The organism is Agromyces sp. S2-1-8, from assembly GCF_021129215.1.
GTDB lineage: Bacteria > Actinomycetota > Actinomycetes > Actinomycetales > Microbacteriaceae > Agromyces > Agromyces chromiiresistens.
This window is the reverse complement of the sequence record NZ_JAJOLP010000001.1, coordinates 1,971,460-1,993,264: the sequence shown is the minus strand read 5'-3', so window position 1 is coordinate 1,993,264 and position 21,805 is coordinate 1,971,460. Positions and strand designations below refer to the sequence as shown.

Below are 21,805 nucleotides of genomic sequence, written 5' to 3'. Positions count from 1 at the left end.
CGACCATCGGCGTCGAGACCCCGCTCCCCCGAGCGCCTCGCCCCCGATGTCGGCGGCCCCTGCGACACTCGTGGCATGGAGATCCTGCTGCTCATCATCGGCCTCGTCGTCGGCATCGCGCTCGGCGCGCTCGGCGCCTGGTTCCTCGCGCAGCGACGCGCCGCCGGGTCACCGGTCGACGCGACGGTCGTCGAAGACCCCGCGCTCGTCGCCGCGCGGCACGAGCGCGAGCTCGTCGAGCTCCGGGCCGCGGGCGAAGCCGCGCTCGCTCGCGCCGTCGCGGCCGAGCAGCAGACCCAGGCCGAGCTGCGCGCCGACCTCGCCGCCGCGTCGGCCGCCGTCGACGGGCTGCGCGAGCAGCTCGACCAGCAGCGGGCGCAGCAGCGCGATGCGGCCGAGCAGCAGCGGGCCGACCAGGCCGAGCGGGCCGAGCGCGAGAAGCGCGAGAGCGCGGTGCTGCAGGCGCTGAGCCCCGTGCGCGAGACGCTCGCGAGCATGCAGCAGAAGGTCTCGGAGCTCGAGCAGCAGCGCAGCTCCCAATACGGCTCGCTGGCCGAGCAGCTCAAGCAGGCCCAGGCCGCCGACGAGCGGCTGCGGGCGACGACCGAGTCGCTCGCGAGCGCCCTGCGCTCCAACAGCACGCGCGGAGTCTGGGGCGAGACGCAGCTGCGCCGGGTGGTCGAGGCCGCGGGCCTGCTCGAGCACGTCGATTTCGGTGTGCAGCACTCGATCTCGACCGATGCGGGCCGTGGGCGTCCCGACATGGTCGTCTACCTCCCCGGCGGCAAGTACATCCCGCTCGACTCGAAGGTGCCGCTCGAGCACTACATCGAGGCGTCCTCGATCCCCGAGACGGCCGTGGGCGAAGAGGCGGCGCGGCGCAAGTCGCTCATCGAACGGCACGTCAAGGCGGTTCGCCTGCACATCGACGCGCTCTCGAAGAAGACGTACTGGCAGGGCTTCGACGCCTCGCCCGAGTTCGTGATCGCGTTCATCCCGAACGAGTCGCTGCTCTCCGCCGCGCTCGAGGCCGACGCCACGCTCCTCAACTACGCCTTCGAACGTCGGGTCGCCCTCGCGTCGCCCGTCAACCTGTTCGCGGTGCTCAAGACGATCGACTACGCGTGGCAGCAGCAGGCCGTCTCCGACGAAGCGAAGAAGCTGTTCGACCTCGGCAACACCCTCTACCAGCGCATCGGCGTGCTCGCCGGTCACGCCGACGGTCTGCGCAAGGCGATCGAGCGCACGGTCGACAGCTACAACAAGTTCGCGAGCTCGCTCGAGTCGAGGGTGCTCGTGACCGCACGCCAGTTCCCGGGCATCAACGAGGCGAAGCTCGTGTCCGTCGCCGAGCCGCAATCGATCCACGAGTCGCCGCGTCGCCTCACCTCGCCCGAACTGACCGAGGGTGAGGCGGCCGTCCCCGCCCCGGTCGCCGACGACCCGATCCAGAGTGACGACCACGCGGCCCCGGTCGCCGCGAGCGAAGCGGTCGACCGCGCCACGCCGACCACCGCCTTCGACGAGGGCGACGACGCGCTGCTTCCGCTCGATGACGCCTTCGAAGGCGCCGACATCGACCCCGAGGTCCGTTCAGCCTCGAACTGACGCGGTCCGACGGCGGCGTGCGTTGCACGAGCGCGCGGTCGCCGGCGGGCATCGACCCGTCGCGCGAGCGCAGCGGCGCGAGCGCGCGCACGTAGCGCCGACGCGGGCGTCTCAGGGCTGCAGCACGCTGAGCACGTTCCCCGCGGGGTCGCGGAACCAGCAGATGTCGGGTCCCGTCCCTGCCTCGCGGCCGTGCGCGATGCCGCGCTCATCGGTTCCGTAGTCCAGGTCGCCCGCGTAGATCTTCGTCACCACACCGGCGGCGTTGAGCTCGTCGGCTGCGGCGTCGACGTCCGCGACGACGAAGTTCAGCACCGTGAAGCCGGCGGGTTCGTGATCGGGCTTGCCGTACACGAACAAGGTCTGGCCCGACGGCAGCGTCAGGCGAAGACCGCCCATGTCATCGGCGACATCGAGCCCGATCACGTCACGGTAGAAGTTCCGCGCCGCGTCGATGTCGTCGACCGCGAGTCCCGGAAACGCGTCCAGCATCTGCACCATGGCTCCCCCTCGGGTCGAGTGCACGCAGCGTGCGGACACCCTGCGCCGAGCCTCGCAGGTCCCGTGCACCGCGGCAAGGCCGTGCGGAGCGCACGATGCGCTGCGCTCCCGCGCGAACTCGTTCGGGGCGCACTCCCGCAACTCGAGAGCCCTGCCGAACTCCGACCTGCGGGAAAGCCCCCGGAGCGAGGGAACGCGCCCTGACGCGTCTCAGTCCTCGTCGAGCCACTTCGAGGCGAGGTGCTCCGCCTGGATCCGCCGCAGCGTTCCCGACTTCGAGCGCAGCACGACCGACTCGGTGACGATGTAGTCGCCCTCGCGCTTCACGCCGGCGACGAGCGCGCCGTCGGTGACGCCGGTCGCGACGAAGAAGGTGTTGTCGCCGCGCACCATGTCGTCGATCTCGAGCACCGCGTCGACGTCGAGGCCGGCGGCGATGCCCCGCTCGCGCTCGGCGTCGTCCTTCGGCGCCAGCCGGCCCTGCATGAAGCCGCCGAGCGCCTTGACGGCGCAGGCCGTCGTGATGCCCTCGGGGCTGCCGCCGATGCCGACGCACATGTCGATGCGGCTGCCGCTGCGGGCCGCGTTGATGCCGCCCGCGACGTCGCCGTCGAGGATGAGGCGGGTGCCGGCGCCCGCCGCGCGGATGTCGGCGATGAGCTGCTCGTGGCGCGGGCGGTCGAGCACCGCGACGAGGATGTCTCCGACGTCCTTGCCGAGCGCCGCGGCCAGCGCACGGATGTTGTCACCGATGGGCTTGCGGATGTCGACGACCCCGTGGCCGGCAGGCCCGGTCACGATCTTGTCCATGTAGAACACGCTCGAGGCGTCGAGCATCGTGCCACGGTCCGACACGGCGAGCACCGACAGCGCGTGCGATCGGCCCGCGGCCGTGAGCGAGGTGCCGTCGATCGGGTCGACGGCGATGTCGCAGGCCGGTCCGTTGCCCGAGCCGACGCGCTCGCCGTTGAAGAGCATCGGCGCCTCGTCCTTCTCACCCTCGCCGATCACGATGACGCCGTCGAAGTCGACGGTCGAGAGGAACGCGCGCATCGCGTCGACGGCCGCGCCGTCGGCCGCGTTCTTGTCGCCCTTGCCGATCCACGGCACCGCCCGGATCGCCGCCGCCTCAGTCGCCCGCACGAGCTCGAGCGCGAGGTTGCGATCGGGGTGGTGGAACAGGCTGGCTTCGTTGCTCATGAGCGGGGTCCTCCAGGACGCGTCTGCGCCGTGGTCGTGCCGCGGCGCGCCGATCGGCGGTGATCCCGCCGTTTCGAGCCTAACGAGCCGATCGCGCCATCCGATGAAATTCGGCGGCCCACGGCGCGCAAGTTCGACGATTCTTAACCGTCGAGCAAGTCGGCCCACCCGGCCACGCGTTCGGAGGTCGACCAGCGGTGCACTCGTGCCCCACCCGGCATCGCCAGCACGCCGGGCAGCGAGACGCCGATCTCGCAGTCCGTGACCGCGGCGACGAGCAGGTCGACGGCCTCGACCGGCGCGGCGCAGAGGACGTCGAGAGCCACGACGTCGTCGATCGGGCGGACGCCCGCGAGGTGGGCGAGCACGCCGACCCGCTCGCGCTCCGACTGCGGCGCGAACCGGGCCAGCATCGAACCGCCGAGTGCACGTGCGCCGGTCGCCACGATGACGCCCTCGGGCGCCCCGCCGATGCCGACCACCGCGTCGAGGCCGGCGATTCCACCCTGTTCGCCGTCGGTGCGCGATGCGGACGACCGGCCGTGCAGCGCCCGGAGGCTCAGCTCGACGTCGCCGTGCTCGAACAGCTCGACCCGACCGCCCGCTGCTTCGACCGCCTCGGCGTACGGCCGATTGCGAGGTCGATCCTGCACGGCGACCAGCACCTCGTCCGGCGCGACACCGCGCCGCGCCGCGGCGGCGGTCACGACCCGCACGACCGCGCCCGCGATGCCTCCCGCCGAGGCATCCGGCGCCGTGATGCCGGGCACCCACGTGACGAGCTTCTCGAGGTAGTGCGCCGGCCCGAGATCGAACAGTCCGCCGCGCGGTGCCACCGCGATGACCGCCATCGCACCGGGGCGACCGGCGGCGGCGAGCCGGGTGCCGTCGACCGGATCGACGGCGAGGTCGATCGCCGGGTCGCCCGGCCGTGCACGACCGAACCGCTCCCCCAGGTGCAGCATCGGCGCACCGTCCTTCTCCCCCTCGCCGACGACGACCCTCCCGTCGAACGGCACGTCGGCGAGCGCGGCGCGCATCGCGGCGACCGCCGCGGCGTCGACCGCGTGGCCGTCGCCGGAGCCGATGAGGGGCAGGCAGGCGGCGGCGGCCCGCGCGACGGCGGGCACGAGCGACGAAGTCATGAGCCCATCCTGCCCGCCGTTCATCGTCCGCCGCGCGCCGCAGGTCATCAACATCTGAGCCTTGCTCGCGAGTCGTTAGACTCGTGCCGAACCCACTGTCGTCATCGAAGGAGCACCATGCCCATCGCCACCCCCGAGCAGTACGCCGAGATGCTGGACACCGCGAAGGCCAAGGGCTTCGCGTTCCCCGCCTTCAACGTCTCGAGCTCGCAGACCCTGAACGCGGTGCTCCAGGGCCTCACCGAGGCGGGTTCGGACGGCATCATCCAGGTCACGACGGGCGGCGCCGACTACTTCGCCGGCCACACCGTGAAGGCCCGGGCGACGGGCGCCCTCGCCTTCGCGCGCTTCGCGCACGAGGTCGCGAAGTCGTACCCCGTCACCGTGGCCCTCCACACCGACCACTGCCCGAAGCCGGCGCTCGCCGACTTCGTCTTCCCGCTCATCGAGGCCTCCGAGGCCGAGGTGAAGGCGGGTCGCAACCCCATCTTCCAGTCGCACATGTGGGACGGCTCGGCCGTGCCGCTCACCGAGAACCTCGACATCGCGAAGGAGATCCTCCCCCGCATGAAGGCGATCAACGCGATCCTCGAAGTCGAGATCGGCGTCGTCGGCGGCGAGGAGGACGGCGTCAAGCACGAGGGCTCCAACGAGGCGCTCTACACGACCCTCGAGGACGCGATCGCGACGGTCGAGGCGCTCGGCCTCGGCGAGCAGGGCCGCTACATGGCCGCCCTCACCTTCGGCAACGTGCACGGCGTCTACGCACCGGGCAACGTGAAGCTGCGTCCTGCGCTCCTCAAGGAGATCCAGGACGGCCTCGCCGCCAAGTACGGCACCGGTGAGAAGCCGCTCGACCTCGTCTTCCACGGCGGTTCGGGCTCGACCGACGCCGAGATCGCCGAAGCCGTTGCGAACGGCGTCGTGAAGATGAACATCGACACCGACACGCAGTACGCGTTCACGCGTTCGATCGCCGGCTACATGTTCCAGAACTACGACGGCGTGCTGAAGGTCGACGGTTCGGTCGGCAACAAGAAGCAGTACGACCCGCGGGCGTGGGGCAAGGTCGCCGAGTCGGCGATGGCCGTGCGCGTGGGTGAGTCGACCCGTCAGCTCGGGTCCGCCGGCCAGTCGATCACCGCGTAGGGCACCGGATGACTCCCGACGAGGCCGCTCGTACGCCCGACGACGCCGTGGCCGGTGCCGCTGCCCCGCAGCCGCCGGTCACGCCGTCCGCCGACGAGCGGCCTCGTCCGAGATACGGCGAGTACGCCCCGGAGGGGTGGACCTGGCAGCCGCCCGCCGACCCCCACTCGGCCGGCACGAACCACGCGCCCGACGCTGCCGGCCCGGCAGCCGGTTCGGCACGCTCCGCCGGCGCCCCCGTCCCGGCGTACGCCCGGCCCGGCGCGGTCGCCCGGCCGACCGACCGCGCCTGGACGGTCGCGCTCCTCGTCTTCGGCGCGATGGGCGCCGTCTACAACGTGCTCTCGCTCGTCTCCCTGCCGTCGAGCATGCTCCAGTCGCTGCAACTGACGGCCTCGATGCTCGGCACCACGCCGCCGACCGAGTTCAACGCCGGGCCCGTGACGCCCATCGCGATCGCCGTCGGCGTGATCGCGCAGCTCGCACTCTGGTTCGGGGCACTCGTCTGGTCGCGCGCACGCATGCGGGCCGGCACCAGCTCGTGGTGGATCCCGCTGCTCGCCGGCGTCGTCGCGTTCATCGTCGTGATGATCGTGACCTACGTGGTGGCGTTCAGCGATCCGGCCTTCGCCGAGTTCTTCCTGACGATTCCGACGGCGACCCCCTGACGGGCGCCGCGGCGTATCCGCCCCTCCCCTACCCGAGCGCCTCGATCGCGCCCGTCTCAGGTTCGGCGGTCGCCGACTCCACCGCCTCCGCGTCGCGCTCGTCCTCGCGGGCCGTCTCCTCCTCGCCGTCGACCGGCGCCGCGAACTGGGCCTGGTAGAGCCGCGCGTACGCACCGCCCGCGGCGAGCAGACCCGAGTGCGTGCCCTGCTCGACGATGCGGCCCGACTCCATCACGAGGATCAGGTCGGCGTCGCGGATCGTCGACAGCCGGTGCGCGATCACGAACGACGTGCGGTCGGCGCGCAGCGCGTTCATCGCGTGCTGCAGCAGCAGCTCGGTACGGGTGTCGACCGAGCTCGTCGCCTCGTCGAGGATCAGCACGGCCGGCTGCGCGAGGAACGCACGCGCGATCGTGACGAGCTGACGCTCGCCCGCCGAGAGGTTGGAGGCCTCGTCGTCGAGCACGGTGTCGTACCCGTCGGGCAGCGTGCGCACGAATCGGTCGACGTAGGTCGCGCGGGCTGCCTCGAGGATCTCCTCCTCCGAGGCATCCGGCCGGCCGTAGGCGATGTTCTCGCGGATGGTGCCCGAGAACAGCCACGTGTCCTGCAGCACCATGCCCATGCGCCCGCGCAGCTCGTCGCGCGTCATGCGCGTGATGTCGACGCCGTCGAGCGTGATTCGCCCGGCGTCGAGCTCGTAGAACCGCATGATGAGGTTCACGAGCGTCGTCTTGCCGGCGCCGGTCGGCCCGACGATCGCGATCGACTGCCCGGGCTCTGCGGTCAGCGAGAGGTGCTCGATGAGCGGCTTCCCGGGGTCGTAGCTGAACGACACGTCCTCGAACACCAGGCGACCGGACGCCTCGCCGGGCGCGGCCTCGGGCACCTCGGGCTCTTCGGGGTCGGCCACCTGCTCGTCGGCGTCGAGCAGCTCGAACACGCGCTCGGCGCTTGCGACGCCCGACTGCAGCAGGTTCGCCATGGAGCCGAGCTGGCTGAGCGGCTGCGTGAACTGGCGCGAGTACTGGATGAACGCCTGCACGTCGCCGAGCGAGATCGAGCCGCCGGCGACCATGAGCCCGCCGACGACGGCGATCGCGACGTAGACGAGGTTGCCGACGAACATCATGGCGGGCATGATGATGCCGCTCACGAACTGGGCGCCGAAGCTCGCCGTGTAGAGCTCCTCGTTCTTCTCGTCGAACGACTGCTCGACCTCGTGGCGCCGCCCGAAGACGCGCACGAGGGCGTGGCCCGAGTAGGCCTCCTCGATGCGGGCGTTGAGCGTGCCCGTGTGCGTCCACTGGGCGATGAACTGCTTCTGCGACCGCTTCGCGATGATCGTCGTGATGAGCAGGGTCAACGGGATCGTCACGAGCGCGATCACCGCGAGCAGCGGCGAGATGACGAACATCATGACGAGCACGCCGACGACCGTGAGGAGCGACGTGAGCAGCTGGCTCATCGTCTGCTGCAGGGTCTGCGAGATGTTGTCGATGTCGTTCGTCACCCGCGAGAGCAGTTCGCCGCGCTGCATCTTGTCGAAGTACGACAGCGGAAGCCGGTGGATCTTCTCCTCGACCTCGCGGCGCAGCCGGTAGACCGTGCGCTGCGTCACGCCGTTCAGCACATACGCCTGCGCCCAGCCGAACAGCGAGGCGAGCACGTAGAGCAGCAGCACGAGTCCGAGCACCGCGGCGAGCGCGGCGAAGTCGATGCCCTGCCCCGGCACGATGTTCTGCATCGACGCGATCATGTCGGCCTGCTGGGTGTCGCCCGAGGCGCGCAACTGGTCGACGACCTGCTGCTGGGTGACTCCCGCGGGCATCTGCAGCGAGACGAACCCCTCGAAGATGATGTTCGTCGCCTGGCCGAGGATCTTCGGGCCCAGCACGCTGAACACGACGCTCACGACGCCGAGCAGGATGACGAACACGACGAGTGCACGCTCCGGCTTCAGCCGCCCGATGAGCCGCTTCGCGCTCGGGCCGAAGTTCATCGACTTCTCGGCGGGCATGCCCATGCCCGCCATCGGGCCGCCGCCCATCGGCCCGCGACGCACCGGCGGGCGCGGCGTCGCCGCCGCCTCGGTCTTCTGCTCGCTCACGCTGCCGCCTCCTCTGCGCTCAGCTGGCTCTCGACGATCTCGGCGTACGCCTGCGAGGTCTCGAGCAGCTCGTCATGGGTGCCGCGAGCGGTGATGCGGCCGTCTTCGACGACGAGGATCTGGTCGGCGCCCGTGATCGTCGCGACGCGCTGCGCGACGACGATCATCGTGGCGTCGGCGACGTCGCGCTGGAGTGCGGCGCGGAGCCGCTGGTCGGTCGCGGTGTCGAGCGCCGAGAACGAGTCGTCGAAGAGGTAGATCGGCGGTCGCTTCACGAGCGCCCTCGCGATCGAGAGGCGCTGCCGCTGACCGCCCGACACGTTCGTGCCGCCCTGCGCGATGGGGGCGTCGAGGCCGCCCGGCATGGCGGCGACGAAGTCGCGCCCCTGGGCGGTCTCGAGCGCCGCCCACAGCTCGTCGTCCGAGGCATCCGGGTCGCCGTACCTGAGGGTCGAGCCGACGGTCCCGGCGAACAGGTAGGGCTTCTGGGGCACGAGGGCGAACTGCGCGTTGAGCAGCTCGGGGTCGAGATCGCGCACGTCGACGCCGCCGACGAGCACGCTGCCGCTCGTCGCGTCGAAGAGCCGAGCGGCGAGGTTCACGATCGTCGTCTTGCCGACGCCCGTCGAGCCGATGATCGCGGTCACCTCGCCGGGGCGGGCCGTGAAGCTGAGGTCGTGCAGCACGGGTGCCTCGGCTCCCGGGTAGGCGAAGCTCACGCCCCGGAACTCGACGGTGCCCGGCGCCGTGAGCGCGATGACCGGCTGCACCGGGTCGTGCACCGTCGACTCGGTCTCGAGGACCTCGCCGATGCGGCCGGCCGAGACGACCGCGCGCGGCAGCAGGAACGCGATCATCGTCGCCATCATGACCGCCATCAGGATCTGGATGAGGTAGCTGAGGAACGCCGTGAGCGACCCGACCTGCATCGACCCGTCCTCGACGCGGAACGCGCCGAACCACAGCACGGCGATGCTCGAGAGGTTGAGCACGAGCATGACGATCGGGAAGACGAGCGCGAACAGCCGGCCGGCCTTCAGCGCCGTGTCGGTGAGCGCGTCGTTGGCGTCGTCGAAGCGCTCCGACTCGACGCCTTCGCGCACGAACGCGCGGATGACGCGGATACCGGTCAGCTGCTCGCGCAGCACGCGGTTGACGCCGTCGATCTTGCGCTGCATCGACTGGAAGAGCGGCACCATGCGGCTGATGATGAGCCCGACCGAGATGAGCAGCACGGGTACGGCGACGACCATGATCCACGACAGCGCGAGGTCCTCCTTGAGCGCCATGATCACGCCGCCGATCGCGAGGATGGGCGCAGAGACGAGGATGGTGCAGCTCATGAGCACGAGCATCTGCACCTGCTGCACGTCGTTCGTCGAGCGGGTGATGAGGCTCGGAGCGCCGAATCGCGACACCTCCTGCTCGCTGAAGTCGGCGACCCGGCGGAACACCGAGCGGCGCACGTCGCGCCCGAGACCCATGGCGGTCTTCGCACCGAAGTAGACCGCCGTGATCGAGGCGGCGACCTGCACGAGCGTGATGCCGAGCATGACCGCGCCGGTCGAGAGGATGAAGCCCGTGTCGCCGGTGGCGACGCCGTCGTCGATGATGTCGGCGTTGAGGCTCGGCAGGTACAGCGATGCGATCGACTGCACGAGCTGGAAGAAGATCACGGCGGCGACGAGCCAGCGGTACGGGCGCAGGTACGTTCGCAGCAGTCTCAGCAGCATGGTTCGGTTCCCCTCGGGGCGGCGGTTCGGGTGGCGGGGTGGTCTGCGGGCGCGGCGGATGCCTCGGCGGCGGTGTCGCGCCGGCCGATGATGCCGTGCACGATGAGGTCGGCGAGCCGGTCGGAGTCGAGGCCGGTGGTCTGGGCGAACTGCGGCATCGCCGACGAGAACGCGATGATGCGCACGAACGCGAACACGTCGGCGGGCGGCACCCGCAGTCGTTCGAGCTCGGGCGCGAGCAGGTGCTCGAAGATGGCGACGATCGCGCCGGGGTCGATCGACTGCGGCGGGCGCGGCCGGGCGCCGAGCGCGGCGAAGACGCCGAAGATGCCGCTGAAGCGGTCCTGGAAGCGGTCGATGACGAGGCGCATCTTGAGGTCGAGCGGCAGGCCCGGGTCGATGCGGCGCAGCGCCTCGCGGAACGGCTCGGGGTCGAGGAACACCTCGACGGCCGCGTCGATGATCGCCTCCTTGTTGTCGAACACGCGGAAGAGCGTGCCCTCGGCGACGCCGGCCGCCTCCGCGATCTGCCGGGTCGTGACGTCGCGACCGTACTGCGAGAGCAGGGGCACGGTGGCCGCGGCGATCGCGGCCCGCCGGTCGTCGACGGACATCGGCTTGGCCCGGCCCTGCCTGGTCGGCGGCGGGGTCGATGCCTGGGCGGGCGGCATGGTCATGAGCGCGAGCGTAGCACTGAGTGAGCGCTCACTCACATCATGTTCGCCGAGGGCGAGCGACCCGGCGGCCGCGCCTGCGCTACCGTGGCGACGTGCCGAGCCGCGACCTCCCCGCCGACCGCATCGCCCGCATCGCCTCACGGGTCTCGACGGTCGAGCTCCTCTTCGACCTCGTCTTCGTCTTCACCATCAGCCGCGTCGCCGAGATCGTCGTGCATCAGCCCGACGTCACCGGCATCGCGCAGGCCGCGCTCGTGCTCGGCCTCGTGTGGTGGATGTACGACGCGTTCGCCTGGCTCACGAACCAGGCCGCGCCCGACACCGCGTTCGTGCGCATCGCGCTCATCGGCGCGATGGCGGCGTTCCTCGTCATGTCGCTGGCGATCCCCGAGGCGTTCGGCGCGACCGGCGTGCTGTTCGGCGCGAGCTACATCGTCGTCGCCGTGATCCACGCCGCCCTGTTCATCCACCGGGGCGGCCGCGCCGCCGCGCGACGCATGCTCGTCGTCGGACCGTCGAACGTGCTCGTCGGCGTGCTGCTCGTGTGCTCGGGCTTCGTCGAGGGCCCGCTCGACTGGGTGCTCTTCACCCTGCCGTTCGCCGCCTTCTTCATCTCCGCCGCGCTGAGCTCGCGCGGCGGGTTCGACCCGGGCGCGACGCACTTCGTCGAGCGGCACGGGCTCGTCATGATCATCGCCTTCGGCGAGTCGATCGTCTCGGTGGGCGTCGGCGCGACCGGCCACGAGATCGAGCCGGCGCTCATCGTCGGCGCGGTGCTCGCGGTCGGGCTCGTCGCCGCACTGTGGTGGTGCTACTTCACCGGTGACGACGAACGCGCGGAGCGGGCGATCGCCGAGGCGCCGGCCGAGGCGCGCACCCGCCTCGCCCTCGTCGCCTTCTACCTCGAGCACCTCGCGATGATCTTCGGCCTCGTGCTGCTCGCGGCGGGCCTGCACGAGCTGCTCGGCCATGCCTTCGCCCCGGCCGAGCCATCCGGCGCCTGGCTCGTCGCGGGCGGCACGGCGGTGTACCTCGTCGCCGACGCCGCCTATCGGCGCACGCTCTCGCTCGGCCCGATCGCGTGGCGGCTCGGTGCCGCGGCCGTCGCCCTCGCGACCGCGCCGCTCGGCGCGTTGGCCTCGGGCGCGGCCCAGCTCGCCGCGGTCATCGCGATCGTCGCCGCCGCACTCACGCTCGAGGCGGCGTCGGCGGGTCGCCGCGAGCCCGTCGCCGCGACGGCGGGCTGATCGGGGCTCGCGTCAGGCGTCGGCGGCGCGGTTGCGGCCTCCGAGCGCACGCGCGTCGCGATTGCCCTGGAGGTCCTTGCGGAGCTCCTTCGGCAGCGAGAACATGAGGTCCTCCTCGGCCGTCTTCACCTCGTCGACCTCGGCGTACCCGGCGTCGGCGAGCTCGAGCAGCACTTCTTTCACGAGGCCCTCGGGCACCGAGGCGCCGCTCGTGACGCCGACCGTGGCGACCCCGTCGAGCCACTCCTGGCGGATCTCGCTCGAGTAGTCGACCCGGTACGCCGCCTTGGCCCCGTTCTCGAGCGCGACCTCGACGAGGCGCACACTGTTCGACGAGTTCGCCGAACCGACGACGATCACGAGCTCGGCCTCCTGCGCGACCTTCTTGATCGCGACCTGGCGATTCTGGGTGGCGTAGCAGATGTCGTCGCTGGGCGGGTCCTGCAGATTCGGGAACCGTTCGCGCAGGCGCCGCACCGTCTCCATCGTCTCGTCGACCGAGAGCGTCGTCTGCGAGAGCCACACGACCTTGTCGGGGTCGCGCACCTCGATGTTGGGCACGTCGTCGGGGCTGTTCACGAGGGTGACGTGATCTGGCGCCTCGCCGGCGGTGCCCTCGACCTCTTCGTGGCCCTCGTGGCCGATGAGCAGGATCTCGAAGTCGTCGCGCGCGAACCGCACGGCCTCGCGGTGCACCTTCGTGACCAGTGGGCAGGTCGCATCGATCGCGTGCAGGCCGCGGTCGGACGCGGCGTTCACGACGGCGGGCGCGACGCCGTGGGCGCTGAACACGATGTGGGCGCCCTCGGGCACCTCGTCGACCTCGTCGACGAAGATCGCCCCCTGCTTCTCGAGCTCGGTGACGACGTGGATGTTGTGCACGATCTGCTTGCGCACGTACACCGGTGCGCCGTAGTGCTCGAGCGCCTTCTCGACCGCGATCACCGCGCGGTCGACACCGGCGCAGTAGCCTCGGGGCGCCGCGAGCAGCACGCGCTTGGGTCGGTCGACCGGGTTATCCTTGAGCCGGCCGCGCACGCTCGGGATTCTGGGCATGCCAAGGCCGATCCGCGGGGCATCAGTCAAGCTCGTCACGATGCCGAGTCTACGCGGCGCACGCAGGCGGGCGGCTGGGAGGCCACGGTGACGGATGCTCCGGCGACACGCGAGGCGCCGTGGCCGGTCGCTCTCCTCTCGGGCAAGCTCAAGCAGTACATCGATCGTCTCGGAACGGTGTGGGTCGAGGGCGAGCTCACCCAGTGGGGCGTGTCGGGCGGCAACGTCTACGGCAAGCTGAAGGACCTCGACGCCGACGCGACGGTCTCGTTCCAGATCTGGTCGTCGGTCAGGGCTCGACTCGGCGAGGAGTTCAAGCAGGGCGACCGCGTCGTCGCCCTCGTGAAGCCGAACTGGTGGGTCAAGGGCGGCTCGCTGTCGATGCAGGTCTTCGAGATGAAGCACGTCGGCCTCGGCGACCTGCTCGAGCGACTCGAGCGTCTGCGAGCCCAGCTCGCCGCCGAAGGACTCTTCGACCTCGATCGCAAGCGCCGGCTGCCGTTCCTCCCGGGCGTCGTCGGGCTCGTCACCGGCAGAGACAGCGACGCCGAGAAGGACGTGCTGCGCAACGCGCGGCTTCGCTGGCCGGCCGTCGAGTTCCGCGTCGTGCACGCGGCCGTGCAGGGCGACCGCACCGCGAGCGAGGTCGTCTCGGCGATCCGGCGCCTCGACGCCGACCCCGACGTCGAGGTCATCATCGTCGCGCGCGGCGGCGGCGACTTCCAGAACCTGCTCGGCTTCAGCGACGAACGGGTCGTGCGCGCCGCCGCCGAGGCGACGACCCCCATCGTGAGCGCCATCGGGCACGAGGCCGACCGACCCCTGCTCGACGAGGTCGCCGACCTGCGCGCCTCGACCCCGACCGACGCGGCCAAGCGCGTCGTGCCCGACGTCGGCGAAGAACTGCTGCGCGTCGAGCAGGCCCGCGCCCGCATCGCACTCCGCCTGCGCACGCTGGTCGCCCACGAGATCGACCGCGTCGGACACCTGCGTTCTCGCCCGGCGCTCGCCGACACCTCGTGGATCGTCGACCGCCGTGCCGAAGACCTCACGCGCTGGGTCGCACGCGGCGTCGAGCTCGTCGGGCGTTCCATCGAACGGCAGACGCACCGGATCGGCGAGCTCCGCGGTCACCTCCGGGCGTTGTCGCCGCAGGCGACGCTCGACCGCGGGTACGCGATCGTGCAGGGTGCCGACGGGCACGTCGTGACCTCGCCGGCCGCCGCGCCCGTCGGCGCAGCGCTCACGGTGATGCTCGCCGCCGGCGCCATCTCGGCGAGATCCGAGGGCGAGGCGCCGGCGCCGGCCCGATCGGGCGACGCGGGCGCGACCGAGCCGGTCGGCGGCGGCGAATAGAATGGGCCCCATGCCCTCCACCCCCGATGTCGCCGAGCTGAGCTACGAGCAGGCGCGCGACGAGCTCGTGCGCGTCGTCGGCGAGCTCGAGCAGGGTTCGGCCACGCTCGAGCAGTCGCTCGCGCTGTGGGAGCGCGGCGAGGCCCTCGCGGCCCGCTGCGAGGAGTGGCTCATCGGCGCGAAGGCACGCCTCGACGCGGCGCGGGCCGGCGCCGCGGCATCCCTGTCGGGTCGCGACTCGGCCGACCCCGAAGGCGACGAGCGCTGATGGCCGAACGCGCACCACGGGTCGTCGCCGAGCTCGGCCGCCCCGAGACCCCGGCCGAGACGGCCGCCCGCAAGGCCGACGCCTCGCTCAAGCACCGGCAGCGCCAGACCCTCAAGAACCTCGTGCTCGCGCTCGGCGCGAGCCTCGCGATCGTCGTCGTGATCGTGCTCATGGTGCCGCGCAGCGACACCCCGATCGATCGCGACATCGACGTCTCCGCCGTCGCCGAGCAGGTGCAGGCGGTCCGCGACGAGCCGATCGCCGTACCCGAGCTGCCCGAGGGCTGGCGCGCCAACGCCGCCGAGCTGCGTACCGACAAGACCGACGACGTCACCGCCTGGTACGCGGGCTATCTCACGCCGAGCGACGAGTACCTCGGCCTGTACCAGGGCTTCGACGCGAACCCGACCTGGGTCGCGAACCAGCTCGCGCGCACCCTCGCGACGGGGACCGTGAACATCGACGGCGTCGACTGGACCATCTACGACAACCGCAAGACCGACGCCGACGTCGGCAACGCGCGGTACGCACTGACCACCGAGTCGGGCGGCAGCACCTTCGTGCTGCTCGGCACGGCCACCCCCGAAGAGTTCGCCACCTTCGCCACGGCGATCACGCCGACGATCGAGGCGCAGGACTAGACCACGAGGAGCCACGTGACCGAGCAGCCGAACGATGCGCCCACCGCCCGTCCCGACACTCCGGCCGCCACGTGGCGCGAGTTGCGCCGGGGCAACGAGCGCTTCATCGCCGGCGAGCCCGAGCACCCCCGCCAGGACATCGACCACCGCGGCTCGCTCGCGCACGCCCAGCGGCCCATCGTGGCGATCTTCGGCTGCAGCGACTCGCGCCTCGCCGCCGAGATCATCTTCGACGTCGGCCTCGGCGACGCGTTCGTCGTGCGCAACGCCGGCCAGGTGGTGACGCCGTCGGCCCTCGGCTCGCTCGAGTACGCCGTGGGCATCCTCGACGTGCCGGTCATCATCGTGCTGGCACACGACGAGTGCGGGGCGGTGCGCGCCGCGATCGACTCGCAGGCGCCCGACGCCGCGCCGCTGCCGCCTCACATCGCGGGTCTCGTCGAGAAGATCGTCCCCGCGGTGCGCAAGGTCGCCGGCGGCGACGGCCCGATCGAGCCGAGCCATGTCGACACCGCGTTCGTCGGTCGTGAGCACCTGCGCAACACCGTCACCGAGCTCGTCGAGAGCTCCGAGATGATCAGCGACGCGGTCGCAGCAGGTACGCTGGCTTTCGTCGGCGCGAACTACCGACTGTTCGAAGGTCGCGTCGAGACCGACATCGTCATCGGTCGCATCTGACGCCGCCGCGCGCGGCATTCGCCGGCCGCGCCGGCATCGCAGCCGGGCCCACCGGCATCGCAGAAAAGGGGAAGCACACCGTGGTGGACAACGCCGCCGACTACCGCATCGAACACGACACGATGGGCGAGGTGCGGGTGCCCGCGCGGGCCCTGTACCGGGCGCAGACGCAGCGCGCGGTCGAGAACTTCCCCATCTCGGGGTCGGGTCTCGAGCCCCAGCAGATCCAGGCGCTCGCCCGCATCAAGAAGGCGGCAGCGCAGGCCAACGCGCGCCTCGGCGTTCTCGACCAGGGCATCGCCGACGCGATCGTGGCCGCCGCCGACGAGGTCATCTCGGGCGCACACGGCTTCACCGAGCACTTCCCGGTCGACGTGTACCAGACCGGCTCGGGCACGAGCTCGAACATGAACATGAACGAGGTGCTCGCGACGCTCGCGACCTCGAAGCTCGGCAGCGCCGTGCACCCGAACGACCACGTCAACGCCTCGCAGTCGTCGAACGACGTGTTCCCGACCTCGGTGCACATCGCGGTCACGGCCGCGCTCATCGACGACCTCATCCCGGCGCTCGACCACCTCGCGGTCGCCCTCGAGGCGAAGGCCGAGCTGTGGGCCGGCGTCGTGAAGGCCGGTCGCACCCACCTCATGGACGCGACGCCCGTCACCCTCGGCCAGGAGTTCGGCGGCTACGCCCGCCAGGTGCGCCTCGGCATCGAGCGCGTGCGCTCGGCGCTCCCCCGCGTCGCCGAGGTCCCGCTCGGCGGCACCGCCGTCGGCACGGGCATCAACACCCCGGCCGGCTTCCCGCAGCTCGTCATCGAGCTGCTGCAGTCCGAGACCGAGCTGCCGATCACCGAGGCGGCCGACCACTTCGAAGCGCAGGCGAACCGCGACGGCCTCGTCGACGCGTCGAGCGCGCTCCGCACGATCGCGGTGAGCCTCACGAAGATCGCCAACGACCTGCGCTGGATGGGCTCGGGCCCGAACACCGGCCTCGGCGAATTGCACATCCCCGACCTGCAGCCGGGCTCCTCGATCATGCCCGGCAAGGTCAACCCGGTCGTGCCCGAGGCCGTGCTCATGGTGTGCGCCCGGGTCATCGGCAACGACGCGACCATCGCGTGGGGCGGCGCCTCGGGCGCGTTCGAGCTCAACGTGCAGATCCCGGTCATGGGCACTGCGCTCCTCGAGTCGATCCGCCTGCTCGCCAACTCGGTGCGCGTCCTCGCCGACAAGACCATCGACGGCCTCGAGGCGAACGTCGAGCGCGCGACGGCCCTCGCCGGCATGTCGCCCTCCATCGTCACGCCGCTCAACAAGCTCATCGGCTACGAAGCCGCCGCGAAGATCGCGAAGCACTCGGTCGCCAAGGGCATCACGGTGCGCGAGGCCGTCATCGACCTCGGCTACGTCGAGCGCGGCGACCTGACGGTCGAGCAGCTCGACTCGGCCCTCGACCTGCTCTCGATGACGCGCCCCCCGCAGGCGAAGTAACGTCACCGATGAGGATGCCTCGTGCCGGCTGCCGGCACGAGGCATCCGTCGTCTTGGGCAGGTGCGAGACAGCTCGACGCGCGTCGGGCGGCGCCCCCAGGGGCGGAGCTGGCCGCGGCTCGATCTCTGGGCCGGCGAGCCGGTCACGACTCAGGCGATCGCCTCGACCAGATGACGTCGCCACTCGGGCGCCGCGTCGCCGCCGCGCGTCGTCCAGTACTCGCGACCCTCGACGATCAGCCCCTCGCGCACGCGCCAGAAGGAGGCGGCACGGAACACGCCGACGCCCTCGTGCGGCACCTCGACCTCGGAGACGACCCGGTCGCCGTCGGCGACGATCGAGATGATGCGGATCGACCACCCCTCGGGGTATTCGGCATTGACGGCGACGAAGTTCTCGGGGCCGACGATGCGCTCGAGCGAGGCGAACCACTCGACGACGAGCTCGTCGGCGAGCAGTGCGCGCACAGCCGGCCAGTCCCTGGCCTGCATCCTCGTCCAGAGGGCTCGGATCACGTTCGCGGGCGCGCTGTCTGCAGGCATGCCGATATCGTGCCGCCTTCCACCGACATCGCGCACTGCGGCATCGGCTTCCACGCCCGCGGTCCAGCGCCCGGGGAGGCCCGGTGCGCCGCCCCGCCGAGCGAGCCCCGCTACGCCAGCTCGGCCCCGTCGAGCAGTTCCGACACCAGCGCCGCGATCGCCGACCGCTCGCTGCGCGTGAGCGTGATGTGCGCGAACAGCGGGTGGTCCTTCAGCGTCTCGATGACGCTCGCGATGCCGTCGTGCCGGCCGACGCGCAGGTTGTCGCGCTGGGCGACGTCGTGGGTGAGCACGACCCGCGAGTTCTGGCCGATACGGCTGAGCACCGTGAGCAGCACGTTGCGCTCGAGCGACTGCGCCTCGTCGACGATCACGAAGGCGTCGTGCAGCGATCGTCCGCGGATGTGCGTGAGCGGCAGCACCTCGAGGATGCCCCGGTCGACGACCTCGTCGAGCACGTTGTCGGAGACGACCGAGCCGAGGGTGTCGAACACCGCCTGGCCCCAGGGATTCATCTTCTCGCCCTGGTCGCCCGGCAGGTACCCGAGCTCCTGGCCGCCGACGGCGTAGAGCGGGCGGAACACCATGATCTTCTTGTGCTGCTGGCGCTCGAGCACCATCTCGAGCCCGGCGCACAGCGCGAGCGCCGACTTGCCGGTGCCTGCCCGGCCGCCGAGCGAGAGGATGCCGATCTCGGGGTCGAGCAGCAGGTCGATCGCGAGGCGCTGCTCGGCCGACCGGCCGTGCAGGCCGAAGACCTCGCGGTCGCCGCGCACGAGCTTCACCTCGCCGTCGCCCACGACGCGGCCGAGTGCCGAGCCCCGGTCGGAGTGGATGACGAGGCCCGTGTTGACCGGCAGCCCTTCCACCTCGCGCGTGATCATCGACTCGTGCTCGTAGAGCTTCGCCATGTCGTTCGAGCCGAGCGAGAGCTCGGCCATGCCGGTCCAGCCCGAGTCGAGCGCGAGCTCGTGCCGGTACTCCTGCGCGTCGAGGCCGATCGATGCGGCCTTCACGCGCAGCGGCAGGTCCTTCGAGACGACCGTCACCGGCACGCCGTCCTGCTGCAGGTTCGCCGCGCAGGCGAGGATCCGCGAGTCGTTGTCGCCGAGTTGGAGCCCCGACGGCAGCACCTTCGGATTCGAGTGGTTGAGCTCGACCCTGAGCGAACCGCCGTCGCCCACGGGGATCGGGAAGTCGAGCCGCTCGTGCGCGACGCGCAACTCGTCGAGGATGCGCAGCGACTGCCGCGCGAAGTACCCGATCTCGGGGTCGTTGCGCTTCGCCTCGAGCTCGGTGATGACCACGACGGGCAGCACCACCGCGTGTTCGGCGAAGTTGAAGAGTGCGCGCGGATCGCTGAGCAGCACCGACGTGTCGAGCACGTACGTGCGCTCGGCCTGTGCAACGCCCTCGCGGGGCTCCGCTGCGTCGCGCTCCCCCGCGCGAACGTCCGAACGACCGACCGAATCAGGAGTAACCGATGACGCCACAACCGCTCCCGCCCCGAGCATTCCTGCCCGGTTCACGCGCCTGCCGCCGATCCCTCCCGAAGTCGGTTCCGGTGGCCGACCCGAACGGGTGATCTACCCGTTGAGCCGAACCTACGTCCGGCCCGCTGGATCCGCGGAAGCGACACGCGCATCGTCATGTCGTGTTCACCTTCGGACGGCGGATGCCTCGGCGCCGGCGCCGAGGCATCCCGATCGTGCGCGGTGACCGGCCTCAGTAGGAGGCGGCCGTCGAGTACGAGACGAACGCGCCCCGCAGCATCTCGAGCGTCTCCTCGCTCGTCGCGGCGTGGATCGAGAGCCGCACCGTCCCGAGCCTGGTCGTCGCCGTCACACCGTGGTTGTGCAGCGAGGCGGTGAGCACCGTGACCTGGTCTGCCGGCGGTTCGAGCACGACGATGCCCGCGCGCTCCTGCTCGTCGCGCGACGACGCCACGGGAATGGCGTACTCGTCGGCGAGCTCGATCACCCGGCTCACCCGATCGGCGACGGCGGCGTTGATCACCGGCACGGTCACGTCGGCGATCTCCTCGAGCGCGGCCGCGAGGCGCGCCTGCGCGAGCGGGTCGGGGTTCGAGACCCGGTAGGCGCGGGCGTCGGGCGCCGGCGGGGGCACATGGCCCCACGGCTCGGCCTCCTCGGTCGCGCTGAATCCGGAGAAGACGGGCGTGAGTCGCTCGAGAGCCCGGTCGGAGAGCGCCAGGATGCCGGTGCCCCAGCCCGCACGGCACCACTTCTGCCCGCCCGTGACGACGACGTCGGCCGCCTCCCAGGGGGCGTCGACGATGCCGAAGCCCTGGATCGCGTCGACGATGAGCAGTCGGTCGCCGATCACCTGCCGGACGCCCTCGATGTCGCAGAGGTAGCCGGTGCGCGAGTCGACGAGGCTCACCGCGACGGCGACGACGCCCTGCTCGAGCTGTTCGCGGATCTGCCCCGGCGTCACCTTGCCGTGGTCGGTCTCGAGCCACACCGGCTGGACCGTGTGCAGCGCCTCCTGCGCACGCACGGCGGCGATGGGCAGGCTCGGGAACTCCTCGGCCGACAGCAGCACTCCCCCGGTGAGCCCGAACATGGCGTGCATGAGGCCGGTCGTCGCGTTCGGCTCGAACGCGATCTGGTCGACCGGGAAACCGGTCAGCGCCGAGGCGGCCGCGCGCACGCGCGAGTCCTGCTCGCCGAATGCGTCGAGGCTGCCGTGCCGGGCGCGCTGCAGCACCTGGGTGAATGCGAGGGTCTCCTCCGCGGCGGCCGTCGAGAGCGGCCCCACGCGGCCGTAGTCGAGGTACCCCGGCTCCTCGGTGAAGCCGGCGGTGAAATCGTCGATGGTCACGTTGCGTGCCCCCTTCTCCGTCGATCATCATGACAGAACGGGTGGATGCCTCGCAGCGCGCCGCCGCGAGAACGGGTGGTCAGCCGCCGAATCGGCGATGGCGTTTCGCGTAGTCGCGGAGCGCCCGGAGGAAGTCGACCTTGCGCAGGTCGGGGCCGAGCGCCTCGACGAAGTAGAACTCGGAGTGCGCCGACTGCCAGAGCATGAAGTCGCTGAGCCGCTGCTCGCCCGAGGTGCGGATCACGAGGTCGGGGTCGGGCTGGCCGCCCGTGTAGAGGTGCTCGCCGATGAGGTCGGGCGTGAGCCGCTCGGCCAGGTCTTCGAGGCTGCGACCCTCGGCGTGGTGCGCAGCGACGATCGAGCGCATGGCGTCGGTGATCTCCTTGCGGCCGCCGTAGCCGACCGCGAGGTTGACGTGCAGGCCGTGCTTGTCGGCCGTGCGGTGCTCGGCGGCGTCGAGCGCGGCGACGAGCGGCCCGGGCAGCCCCGTGTCGCTGCCGACGTGCTGCACGCGCCAGTCCCGGTAGTGACTGAGCTCCTCAGCGAGGTCGGCGATGATCTCGAAGAGGTCCGAGAGCTCGTCGCCGGGGCGGTTGCCGAGGTTGTCGCTCGAGAGCAGGTAGAGCGTGACGGTCGAGATGCCGAGGTCGTCGCACCACTCGAGGAACTCCCGCATCTTCGCGGCGCCCGCCCGGTGCCCGTCGGCCGCCGTGCGATAGCCGAGCTGCTTCGCCCAGCGACGGTTGCCGTCGATGATCATCGCGACGTGGCGGGGCAGGCCGGCGGGGTCGAGTCCGCGACGGAGCCGGTTCTGGTAGAGCCGGTAGAGGATCCCGCGACCGAGGGGCTGATCGCTCGTCTGCACGGCACTACGCTACCCCCTCA

Annotated in this window: 20 protein-coding genes; 9 read left to right on the top strand and 11 right to left on the bottom strand. The window is 71.2% G+C overall.

What is annotated here, in order from left to right:
* Positions 1–75: 75 nt before the first annotated feature.
* Positions 76–1,608, top strand: coding sequence for a DNA recombination protein RmuC (rmuC, locus tag LR269_RS09110; RefSeq protein WP_231430428.1), 1,533 nt, complete (start codon positions 76–78; stop codon positions 1,606–1,608).
* 111 nt (positions 1,609–1,719) lie between these two features.
* Here rmuC and LR269_RS09105 read toward each other — a convergent pair whose 3' ends face one another.
* The 3 genes from LR269_RS09105 to LR269_RS09095 all read right to left on the bottom strand — a co-directional run bounded on the left by LR269_RS09105 (position 1,720) and on the right by LR269_RS09095 (position 4,454).
* Positions 1,720–2,109: a VOC family protein gene (locus tag LR269_RS09105; RefSeq protein WP_231430426.1), complete on the bottom strand. Its 390-nt coding sequence runs from the start codon at positions 2,107–2,109 to the stop codon at positions 1,720–1,722.
* A gap of 210 nt (positions 2,110–2,319) precedes the next feature.
* Positions 2,320–3,309, bottom strand: a complete 990-nt coding sequence (gene glpX, locus LR269_RS09100) for a class II fructose-bisphosphatase (RefSeq protein WP_231430425.1) — start codon at positions 3,307–3,309, stop codon at positions 2,320–2,322.
* Positions 3,310–3,452: 143 nt separating this feature from the next.
* Positions 3,453–4,454: a fructose-bisphosphatase class II gene (locus LR269_RS09095; RefSeq protein WP_231430423.1), complete on the bottom strand. Its 1,002-nt coding sequence runs from the start codon at positions 4,452–4,454 to the stop codon at positions 3,453–3,455.
* A gap of 117 nt (positions 4,455–4,571) precedes the next feature.
* Here LR269_RS09095 and fbaA point away from each other — a divergent pair, with 117 nt between their 5' ends.
* Both fbaA and LR269_RS09085 read left to right on the top strand, forming a co-directional pair.
* Positions 4,572–5,603, top strand: coding sequence for a class II fructose-bisphosphate aldolase (fbaA, locus tag LR269_RS09090; protein ID WP_231430422.1), 1,032 nt, complete (start codon positions 4,572–4,574; stop codon positions 5,601–5,603).
* An 8-nt stretch (positions 5,604–5,611) separates the two neighbouring features.
* Positions 5,612–6,271 (top strand): DUF6264 family protein, encoded by a 660-nt coding sequence (locus LR269_RS09085; RefSeq protein ID WP_231430420.1) that lies wholly within the window; start codon positions 5,612–5,614, stop codon positions 6,269–6,271.
* A gap of 28 nt (positions 6,272–6,299) precedes the next feature.
* On the opposite strand, the gene LR269_RS09080 is transcribed toward LR269_RS09085, so the two are convergent.
* Genes LR269_RS09080 through LR269_RS09070 form a run of 3 tightly spaced genes read right to left on the bottom strand, consistent with a single transcriptional unit; the run spans position 6,300 to position 10,791 of the window.
* Complete coding sequence (locus LR269_RS09080) at positions 6,300–8,321, bottom strand: ABC transporter ATP-binding protein (RefSeq protein ID WP_231432302.1); 2,022 nt, start codon at positions 8,319–8,321, stop codon at positions 6,300–6,302.
* Between the two features lie 56 nt (positions 8,322–8,377).
* Entirely contained in the window at positions 8,378–10,114 is a 1,737-nt protein-coding gene (locus tag LR269_RS09075; RefSeq protein ID WP_231430419.1) for an ABC transporter ATP-binding protein, read from the bottom strand.
* Entirely contained in the window at positions 10,105–10,791 is a 687-nt protein-coding gene (locus LR269_RS09070) for a TetR/AcrR family transcriptional regulator (RefSeq protein WP_231430417.1), read from the bottom strand. The genes LR269_RS09075 and LR269_RS09070 overlap by 10 nt, the downstream gene beginning before the upstream one ends.
* A gap of 92 nt (positions 10,792–10,883) precedes the next feature.
* Here LR269_RS09070 and LR269_RS09065 point away from each other — a divergent pair, with 92 nt between their 5' ends.
* Positions 10,884–12,038, top strand: a complete 1,155-nt coding sequence (locus LR269_RS09065; protein ID WP_231430413.1) for a low temperature requirement protein A — start codon at positions 10,884–10,886, stop codon at positions 12,036–12,038.
* 12 nt (positions 12,039–12,050) lie between these two features.
* Here the strand turns inward: LR269_RS09065 and LR269_RS09060 are convergent, their stop codons facing one another.
* Positions 12,051–13,094: a 4-hydroxy-3-methylbut-2-enyl diphosphate reductase gene (locus LR269_RS09060; RefSeq protein WP_231430412.1), complete on the bottom strand. Its 1,044-nt coding sequence runs from the start codon at positions 13,092–13,094 to the stop codon at positions 12,051–12,053.
* 87 nt (positions 13,095–13,181) lie between these two features.
* Between LR269_RS09060 and xseA the strand changes: the two genes are divergently transcribed.
* The 5 genes from xseA (at position 13,182) to LR269_RS09035 (ending at position 17,533) form a co-directional block, all read left to right on the top strand.
* On the top strand, positions 13,182–14,450 hold the full coding sequence (xseA, locus tag LR269_RS09055) for an exodeoxyribonuclease VII large subunit (protein WP_231430411.1): 1,269 nt from the start codon (positions 13,182–13,184) through the stop codon (positions 14,448–14,450).
* A 10-nt stretch (positions 14,451–14,460) separates the two neighbouring features.
* Positions 14,461–14,718 (top strand): exodeoxyribonuclease VII small subunit, encoded by a 258-nt coding sequence (locus tag LR269_RS09050; RefSeq protein ID WP_374201104.1) that lies wholly within the window; start codon positions 14,461–14,463, stop codon positions 14,716–14,718.
* Positions 14,718–15,359, top strand: coding sequence for a DUF4245 domain-containing protein (locus tag LR269_RS09045; protein ID WP_231430409.1), 642 nt, complete (start codon positions 14,718–14,720; stop codon positions 15,357–15,359). The genes LR269_RS09050 and LR269_RS09045 overlap by 1 nt, the downstream gene beginning before the upstream one ends.
* Positions 15,360–15,374: 15 nt before the next feature.
* Entirely contained in the window at positions 15,375–16,037 is a 663-nt protein-coding gene (locus LR269_RS09040; protein ID WP_231430408.1) for a carbonic anhydrase, read from the top strand.
* 80 nt (positions 16,038–16,117) lie between these two features.
* Entirely contained in the window at positions 16,118–17,533 is a 1,416-nt protein-coding gene (locus LR269_RS09035; RefSeq protein WP_374201103.1) for a class II fumarate hydratase, read from the top strand.
* Positions 17,534–17,683: 150 nt separating this feature from the next.
* Here LR269_RS09035 and LR269_RS09030 read toward each other — a convergent pair whose 3' ends face one another.
* The 4 genes from LR269_RS09030 to LR269_RS09015 all read right to left on the bottom strand — a co-directional run bounded on the left by LR269_RS09030 (position 17,684) and on the right by LR269_RS09015 (position 21,785).
* A complete protein-coding gene (locus LR269_RS09030) occupies positions 17,684–18,076 on the bottom strand; it encodes a nuclear transport factor 2 family protein (protein WP_231430407.1) in 393 nt (130 codons plus the stop codon).
* A gap of 110 nt (positions 18,077–18,186) precedes the next feature.
* Positions 18,187–19,590, bottom strand: a complete 1,404-nt coding sequence (locus tag LR269_RS09025) for a PhoH family protein (RefSeq protein WP_231432299.1) — start codon at positions 19,588–19,590, stop codon at positions 18,187–18,189.
* A 211-nt stretch (positions 19,591–19,801) separates the two neighbouring features.
* The gene (locus LR269_RS09020; RefSeq protein ID WP_231430406.1) at positions 19,802–20,920 is read right to left on the bottom strand and encodes an aminotransferase class V-fold PLP-dependent enzyme; all 1,119 of its coding nucleotides are present in this window, start codon (positions 20,918–20,920) and stop codon (positions 19,802–19,804) included.
* A 79-nt stretch (positions 20,921–20,999) separates the two neighbouring features.
* Positions 21,000–21,785 (bottom strand): isoprenyl transferase, encoded by a 786-nt coding sequence (locus LR269_RS09015; RefSeq protein WP_231430405.1) that lies wholly within the window; start codon positions 21,783–21,785, stop codon positions 21,000–21,002.
* Positions 21,786–21,805: the final 20 nt, after the last annotated feature.

Coding starts and splice junctions, on each gene's coding strand:
- rmuC (WP_231430428.1), top strand. CDS start 76: ATGGAGATCCTGCTGCTCATCATCGGCCTCGTCGTCGGCATCGCGCTC.
- LR269_RS09105 (WP_231430426.1), bottom strand. CDS start 2,109: ATGGTGCAGATGCTGGACGCGTTTCCGGGACTCGCGGTCGACGACATC.
- glpX (WP_231430425.1), bottom strand. CDS start 3,309: ATGAGCAACGAAGCCAGCCTGTTCCACCACCCCGATCGCAACCTCGCG.
- LR269_RS09095 (WP_231430423.1), bottom strand. CDS start 4,454: ATGACTTCGTCGCTCGTGCCCGCCGTCGCGCGGGCCGCCGCCGCCTGC.
- fbaA (WP_231430422.1), top strand. CDS start 4,572: ATGCCCATCGCCACCCCCGAGCAGTACGCCGAGATGCTGGACACCGCG.
- LR269_RS09085 (WP_231430420.1), top strand. CDS start 5,612: ATGACTCCCGACGAGGCCGCTCGTACGCCCGACGACGCCGTGGCCGGT.
- LR269_RS09080 (WP_231432302.1), bottom strand. CDS start 8,321: ATGGGCGGCGGCCCGATGGCGGGCATGGGCATGCCCGCCGAGAAGTCG.
- LR269_RS09075 (WP_231430419.1), bottom strand. CDS start 10,114: ATGCTGCTGAGACTGCTGCGAACGTACCTGCGCCCGTACCGCTGGCTC.
- LR269_RS09070 (WP_231430417.1), bottom strand. CDS start 10,791: ATGACCATGCCGCCCGCCCAGGCATCGACCCCGCCGCCGACCAGGCAG.
- LR269_RS09060 (WP_231430412.1), bottom strand. CDS start 13,094: ATGCCCAGAATCCCGAGCGTGCGCGGCCGGCTCAAGGATAACCCGGTC.
- LR269_RS09050 (WP_374201104.1), top strand. CDS start 14,461: ATGCCCTCCACCCCCGATGTCGCCGAGCTGAGCTACGAGCAGGCGCGC.
- LR269_RS09045 (WP_231430409.1), top strand. CDS start 14,718: ATGGCCGAACGCGCACCACGGGTCGTCGCCGAGCTCGGCCGCCCCGAG.
- LR269_RS09030 (WP_231430407.1), bottom strand. CDS start 18,076: ATGCCTGCAGACAGCGCGCCCGCGAACGTGATCCGAGCCCTCTGGACG.
- LR269_RS09025 (WP_231432299.1), bottom strand. CDS start 19,590: ATGCTCGGGGCGGGAGCGGTTGTGGCGTCATCGGTTACTCCTGATTCG.